This window comes from Arthrobacter sp. 05L45_2, assembly GCF_056397525.1.
In genome coordinates this window covers 1-6,471 of record NZ_JBFTNO010000181.1, presented here as the reverse complement: position 1 = coordinate 6,471, position 6,471 = coordinate 1, and the positions used below count along the sequence as shown (strand labels likewise).

The window sequence follows — 6,471 nt, the reverse complement described above, 5'->3', positions numbered from 1 at the left end:
GCACGCCACCGTCCCGGAAGGCAGGGTTCCCGGCCCCTGACTGTCTATAATGGGGAGCTGTGCCCGTCGCCGGCTAATTGCCGGCCCGGCCCACCGACCGCTCCCTCCAAGGAAAGGCCCCGCAGTGCGTGTCCTCACGATTATCCCGACCTACAACGAGCTGGAATCGTTGCCCAAGACCCTTGGGCGTCTGCGCACTGCCGTGCCTGCCTCCGACGTCCTGGTCGTTGACGACAACAGCCCCGACGGCACGGGCCAGCTCGCGGACCGCATCGCCGCCGAGGACAGCCAGGTCCACGTCCTGCACCGCCAGGGCAAGGCCGGGCTGGGTGCGGCCTACATTGCAGGCTTCAAGTGGGGCCTGGACGCCGGCTACGACATCCTGGTCGAGATGGACGCCGATGGCTCGCACAAGCCCGAGCAGCTGCCCCAGCTGATCGAAGCCGTGGAACAGGGCGCCGACCTGGCCATGGGCTCCCGCTGGGTTCCGGGCGGCAGCGTGGTCAACTGGCCGCTGTACCGGCAGGCGATCTCCCGCGTCGGCAGCACCTACGCCCGCCTGATGCTCGGCGTCAAGATCAAGGACGTCACCGGTGGTTTCCGCGCGTTCCGCCGGAGCACCCTCGAGAAGCTCAACCTGGATTCGGTGGATTCGGTGGGCTACGGCTTCCAGGTGGACCTCGCGTGGCGCGTGGCCAAGCTGGGACTGAACATCGTCGAACGCCCCATCACCTTCGTGGAGCGTGAACTCGGCGCCTCGAAAATGAGCGGCAACATTGTGGTCGAGGCCATGATCAACGTGACCAAGTGGGGCCTCAGCGCCCGCTGGAACACGCTGGCCGGCAAGCTCGGCCGCAAGTAGCCACAGCAGGCGCAAAAAAGGCCGGTCCGGCACCTTCTCAGGTGCCGGACCGGCCTTTTTGCTATGGTGCCGGCTGCCGGGCAGCGGAGGAACCCTAGGCCGAGCGGCGTTCGCCGCGGCGCTCACGCAGGATGGTGAGGCGGTCTTCGAGGATCTGCTCCAGCTCGGGCAGCGAGCGGCGTTCGAGCAGCATGTCCCAGTGGGTGCGGACAGCCTTCTCATTGCTGTTGACGGGGCGTTCGCCGTCGACCAGGAGGGCTTCCTTACCGGTCTTCGAAACCCATACCGGGGGGATCTCCGCTTCCGAGGAGAACGTCACAAAGACCTGCTCGCCGTCCTCGCAACGGTACTCAACACGCTGGCGCGGAGCCGGTTCGACACCGGATTCGGTCTCCATGCTCTGTGCGCCAAGGCGCATACCCCGCAGGCTGCGATCGCTCATCTTTTCTCCCTTATGATCGGTTCGCAGGGCCGGGCCCTGCGCTAGCCGGGGGCCACGAGGACCCCGCCGGACTACTTTTTGCATTGCGTTCCCACTGCAGAAATCGTCAGTAGATATAACGCGCCGCGAAGCGTAAATGTTCCGGCGGGCTGAACCGACCGGACAAATACACAAGTATACGCGGCCCCAGCGTCCCAGGTAAACCCGGGACCTCCCGGCGGAGCGGACCCGGGCAGCCCGGCGGGGGAGCCTTCCGGCAGCGGGCGGGGTCAACAGGAAGGGAGGCACCCGCCGCAGCGGATGCCTCCCTGTTTAGCCTGGCCGCACGGAGCGGTCCATCTCGCTTCGCGGCTAGGCGCCCGGGACGCCGGTGGACGACGCGGCTGGTTCTGACGGCGAAGACTGTGCGGCCGGCCCAGCGAACGGGCCGTCCGACGTCGGATCCGGGTTGGTGCCGCCCAGGACGTTGCCGATGCCCTTGAGCGCTTCGCCAACTTCGCTGGGGATGATCCACAGTTTGTTGGATGTGCCCTCGGCAAGCTTCGGCAGCGTCTGCAGGTACTGGTAGGCCAGCAGCTTCTGGTCCGGGTTGCCCTTGTGGATGGCCTCGAAAACCTTCTGGATGGCCTGGGCCTCACCGTCGGCGCGCAGGATGGCTGCCTGGGCATCACCTTCGGCCTTCAGGATCGAGGACTGCCGCTGGCCTTCGGCCGTAAGGATGGCCGACTGCTTGGTGCCCTCGGCCGTCAGGATCGCCGCGCGGCGGTCACGTTCGGCGCGCATCTGCTTTTCCATCGAATCCTGGATGGAGTGGGGCGGATCGATCGCCTTCAGCTCAACCCGGGATACACGGATACCCCACCGGCCGGTCGCTTCGTCCAGGACGCCGCGCAGCTGGCCGTTGATCTGGTCACGGGAAGTCAGCGCCTCTTCGAGGTTCAGTCCGCCCACGACGTTTCGGAGCGTGGTGGTGGTGAGCTGTTCGACGGCCTGGATGTAGTTGGCAATCTCGTACGTTGCTGCCCGCGCGTCCGTCACCTGGAAATAGACCACAGTGTCGATGGAGACCACCAGGTTGTCTTCGGTGATGACTGGCTGCGGCGGGAAGGAAACCACCTGTTCGCGCAGGTCAAGGAGCGGCAGCAGCCGGTCAACGAACGGAATCAGGATGGTCAGGCCCGGATTCAGCGTCCGCTGGTACTTGCCAAGCCGTTCGACGACGCCGGCCCGTGCCTGCGGAACAATCCGCACCGAGCGCGCCAGGACGATTATTACGAACGCAACGAGTACCAGCAGCACTATTGCGACTGCGATATCCATACATCACCTTTTCCCCAGATATGTGGTTTTGCTGTGCGCGGCAGCGGTACTGCCGCAGATCCTGAAGCCGGTGGCGGCGGCAGGAAGACTGTGCCCCGGGTTCTGTTCCCGGGCGGGCTGCCTACTCGGCTGCCGGATCCGGCTCCGGGACAATCACGGCGGTGGCGCCGTCGATCGAGCGGACGACGGCGTGCTGCCCGGGGGCGAGCTCGCCCACCTCCATGCGGGCACTCCAGACATCGCCGCCAATTTTGACCAGTCCGCCGGTGGCGCTGACGGGTTCCATCACCAGGGCCGATTCGCCGATGAGGCGCTCGACGTTGCTGCGCTGGTCAGCCGGGCTGCTGCGCAGGTGCTTGAGGGCGACGGGACGGACGAAGCCGATCATGAGCAGGGACACGACGCTGAAAATGACGATCTGGAGCCAAAAATCCGCGCCGGCAAAGGCCGCAACGAGTCCGGCCAGCGCGCCGCCGCCGAGCATGATGAAGAACAGATCGAGGGTGAGCATTTCCACCACAGCGAACACCAGGAAGACCGTGAGCCAGAGAGCCCACCAGTTGTCGGCCAGCCAGTCGAACATTTTTCCCCCTTAGCCACGCTGCACCTTGTCTTCCCATCCTAGGCCGGAGGGTGGTGCAGGGGGCGGGCAGTCCGGACTAGGGGGCGAACGTGGCCAAGTCGTTATGTTGACTGCGGCGCGGCGGGGGAGGGCAGCGGCTCGAAGACGCTGACCCTGAAGCGGGCAGTGACCGGGGTGCGCGGCGGCAGCCCCGCCGCAATGGCTGACAGGGACGCGGGGTCGAGGTGGTGCCCGGCCGGTCCCATCATGGCCAGCTTCGCGACGTCTTCCGGCGCCAGCTCCAGGGCCAGATTCAGTTCCTGGACTTCGTGGGCACTGAAATGTGTGCCGAGGGTCGCCGCGAGGCGCTCTTCCTTCGCCGGCTCAATGCCCAGCATTCCCGTGACCGTCGCCACCTCGGCGAGATGCCCGGGAAGCGGTGTGACCACGATCAAGCGGCCGCCCGGCCGGAGCACCCGGGCAAACTCGGGTGCGTTGCGCGGCGCGAAGACCACCGTCACGACGTCGACGGCGTCGTCCGCGAGCGGGAGCGGCTGCCAGACATCGGCCACAAGGTTGACCGCCTCGGGGTTCAGCCGGGCTGCCCGTCGCAGCGCGAACTTGGAGATGTCGAGGCCGACGGCGGCCGCGGGGGAGCGGTCCAGGAGGGCCCGGAGATAGTGGCCGGTACCCGTCCCGGCGTCGAGCACGGCTGCCTCGGGGCCGGCGAGGAAAGGACCGGCCAGCTCGGCAAGGGTTGCCGCCAACTGCCGGTAGTGGCCGGCGGAGAGAAAGTCGAAGCGGGCGGCCACCATCGCGGCCGAGTCCGCTTCGAAGACGGTGCCCTTGCCGGTCAGGACATTGAAATATCCCTGTTTGGCGGCGTCGAAACTATGCCCGGCCGAACACATGAGCGAACGCATCCCAGCGTCGGCCGCGAGGGGCTTCCGGCACACGGGGCACGCCAGGGCGGCGAGGGAAGCGGGGAGCATAGAGTCCATCGTAGGGCCGCGGCGCCGGCCCCGCCGCTCTCCTTCCCGGCCATTCGGGCGGAACGCCGCGCCGGTGTGAGCTACTTCACCTCCCGCGCCGCAGCGGTTAGGCTCGCACTCGTGAAATCCGAACATCTTCCCTTGCTCAAGTCCGTTTCGGCTCCCGCGGTGCACCCTGACGGCTCCAAAGCCGTAGTGTCCGTGGTCCGCCCCGATTTCGACGCCGACGCCTACGTGGGCCAGCTGTGGACGGTGCCGGTGGATCCGGCGCTGCCTCCGCGGCGGCTGACCCGCGGGTTCCGGGACTCCGCTCCAGCGTTTTCCCCGGATGGGCGCGTCCTCGGGTTCCTGCGGGCGCCGGCCGGGGGCAAGCCCCAGCTGTACATCGTGGAAGCCACCGGCGGCGAGCCGGTTCAGCTGACCGATGCTCCGCTGGGGGTCGGCGCCTTCACCTGGTCGCCGGACTCGCGCGGCCTGGTCTTCAGCGCGCGGACTCCCGACGAGGGYCGCTACGGCACCGTCGACGGAGTCTCTGCCGGCGGTGAAGATGCACGGCTGATCACCACGTACCAGTACCGGATGAACGGCGTCGGCTACACCGCTGACAAGCCCGTCCAGCTGTTCGCCATCGACGTCCCGGGCCTTGACGAGGAGCCGTGGGTCGCCCCCGCGGGCCGGGCGTTGAAGGCCGCCGGGGCCTCTGCGGACAAGAGCGGAGAGGAACCCGGCAACCTGCCGAAGGCGCGCCAGCTCACCACTGCGGCCACTGACCACGAGGGAGCCAGCTACAGCAACGACGGACGGTTCCTGTACTTCACGGCCGCCCTGCATGAAGGCCGCGACAACGACCTCATTACCGGGATCTACCGGCTGCCGCTGGACAGTGCTGCGAACGTGGACACTGCGGCTGCTGATCCCGAGGCGGTAGCCCCGGCCGCGCTGGCCCGGCTGTCCGTCACCGCAGTCCGGCAGAGCCGGGATGGGCAGTGGCTGTATTTCGCCGCACAGGACCTCGGGGACGCCGGCCAGGATTTCGTGGCCCGCAACACGGTGCTCTACGTCATGCCCGCTGCCGGCGGAGAACCGGTGGCGCTGAGCGACGTGGAAACGATGGACGTCGGCGGCAGCCTCGAGTTGATGGGCCAGGACGGGGTCCTGGTGCTCAACAACGCCCGCGGCGCCGTGCAGCTTCTAGAGTTCGGGCCGTCGGGGCAACGGGCGGCGTTGGTCGCCGATGAGCGCGTGGTCACGGGCGCTGCTGAGAACGGGGGAGCGGTGGTCCTGAGCTACACCGACGCGACCACCTCAGGCGATGTCGCGGTCCTCGAGGCGGGCCGGCCACGGAGCCTGACCGATTTCTCCGCACCGCTGCGGGACCAGGCCGGGATCATCCCGCCGCAGGAACTGACGTTCGCCTCCGCGGACGGCTATCCGGTGCACGGCTGGCTGGTCGCACCGGCCGGCGAGGGTCCGCACCCGGTGTTGCTGAACATCCACGGCGGCCCGTTCGCGCAGTTCACCGGCGCGCTGTTCGACGAAGCCCAGGTGTACGCGGCGGCCGGATACGCGGTGCTGATGAGCAATCCGCGCGGTTCTGCCGGGTACGGCCAGGCCCACGGCCGCTCCATCAAGGAGCGTATGGGCACGGTGGACATGCAGGACGTCCTGGCCTTCCTGGACGGCGCCCTGGAGAAGTTCCAGGAGCTCGACGGCGGCGCGCTGGGCATTATGGGCGGGTCCTACGGCGGCTACCTGACAGCCTGGACCATCAGCCACGACCACCGCTTCAGGGCCTCGATCGTAGAGCGGGGCTTCCTGGATCCTGTGAGCTTCACCGGGTCCTCGGACATCGGCTGGTTCTTCGGCGGTGAATACACCGGCCGATCCGCAGAACAAATGGCGGCACAGAGTCCCATGGCCCGGCTGGAGCACGTCCGGACGCCCACCTTGGTCATTCACAGCGAGGAGGACCTCCGGTGCCCCGTGGAACAGGGGCAGCGGTATTTCACGGCGCTCAAGCAGCAGGGCGTCGAAGCGGCGTTCCTGGTTTTCCCTGGTGAGAACCATGAACTCTCCCGGTCCGGCACCCCGCACCACCGCCGCCAGCGCTTCGATCACATCCTGGCCTGGTGGGCCAAGCACTTGCCGACGGCGGACAATCCGGCGCCGGCGGCAGGCTAGCCGGTGGGCTCGTCCGGCAGGAATCCGAGTTCCTGCCGGGCGTGCCCGATGTCCGGCTGGGCCCAGCGCGCCGCATACTCGGCATTGTTGCTCAGCGAGCGCAGCTCGGCCC

The 6,471-nt window shown here is 67.7% G+C and carries 6 protein-coding genes; 2 read left to right on the top strand and 4 right to left on the bottom strand.

Annotation, left to right across the window (positions count from 1 at the left end):
• Window positions 1-124: 124 nt before the first annotated feature.
• Window positions 125-862, top strand: a complete 738-nt coding sequence (locus tag AC1DHD_RS12895) for a polyprenol monophosphomannose synthase (protein WP_476880093.1) — start codon at window positions 125-127, stop codon at window positions 860-862.
• Window positions 863-956: 94 nt separating this feature from the next.
• Here the strand turns inward: AC1DHD_RS12895 and AC1DHD_RS12890 are convergent, their stop codons facing one another.
• The 4 genes from AC1DHD_RS12890 to AC1DHD_RS12875 form a co-directional block, all read right to left on the bottom strand.
• Window positions 957-1,304 (bottom strand): RNA polymerase-binding protein RbpA, encoded by a 348-nt coding sequence (locus AC1DHD_RS12890; protein ID WP_026266329.1) that lies wholly within the window; start codon window positions 1,302-1,304, stop codon window positions 957-959.
• A gap of 351 nt (window positions 1,305-1,655) precedes the next feature.
• A complete protein-coding gene (locus tag AC1DHD_RS12885) occupies window positions 1,656-2,624 on the bottom strand; it encodes an SPFH domain-containing protein (RefSeq protein ID WP_476880092.1) in 969 nt (322 codons plus the stop codon).
• A 121-nt stretch (window positions 2,625-2,745) separates the two neighbouring features.
• The gene (locus AC1DHD_RS12880) at window positions 2,746-3,207 is read right to left on the bottom strand and encodes an NfeD family protein (RefSeq protein ID WP_476880091.1); all 462 of its coding nucleotides are present in this window, start codon (window positions 3,205-3,207) and stop codon (window positions 2,746-2,748) included.
• A 101-nt stretch (window positions 3,208-3,308) separates the two neighbouring features.
• Entirely contained in the window at window positions 3,309-4,178 is an 870-nt protein-coding gene (locus AC1DHD_RS12875) for a methyltransferase domain-containing protein (RefSeq protein ID WP_476880090.1), read from the bottom strand.
• Window positions 4,179-4,298: 120 nt separating this feature from the next.
• Between AC1DHD_RS12875 and AC1DHD_RS12870 the strand changes: the two genes are divergently transcribed.
• Complete coding sequence (locus AC1DHD_RS12870; RefSeq protein WP_476880089.1) at window positions 4,299-6,359, top strand: S9 family peptidase; 2,061 nt, start codon at window positions 4,299-4,301, stop codon at window positions 6,357-6,359.
• The last annotated feature ends 112 nt before the right edge of the window (window positions 6,360-6,471 follow it).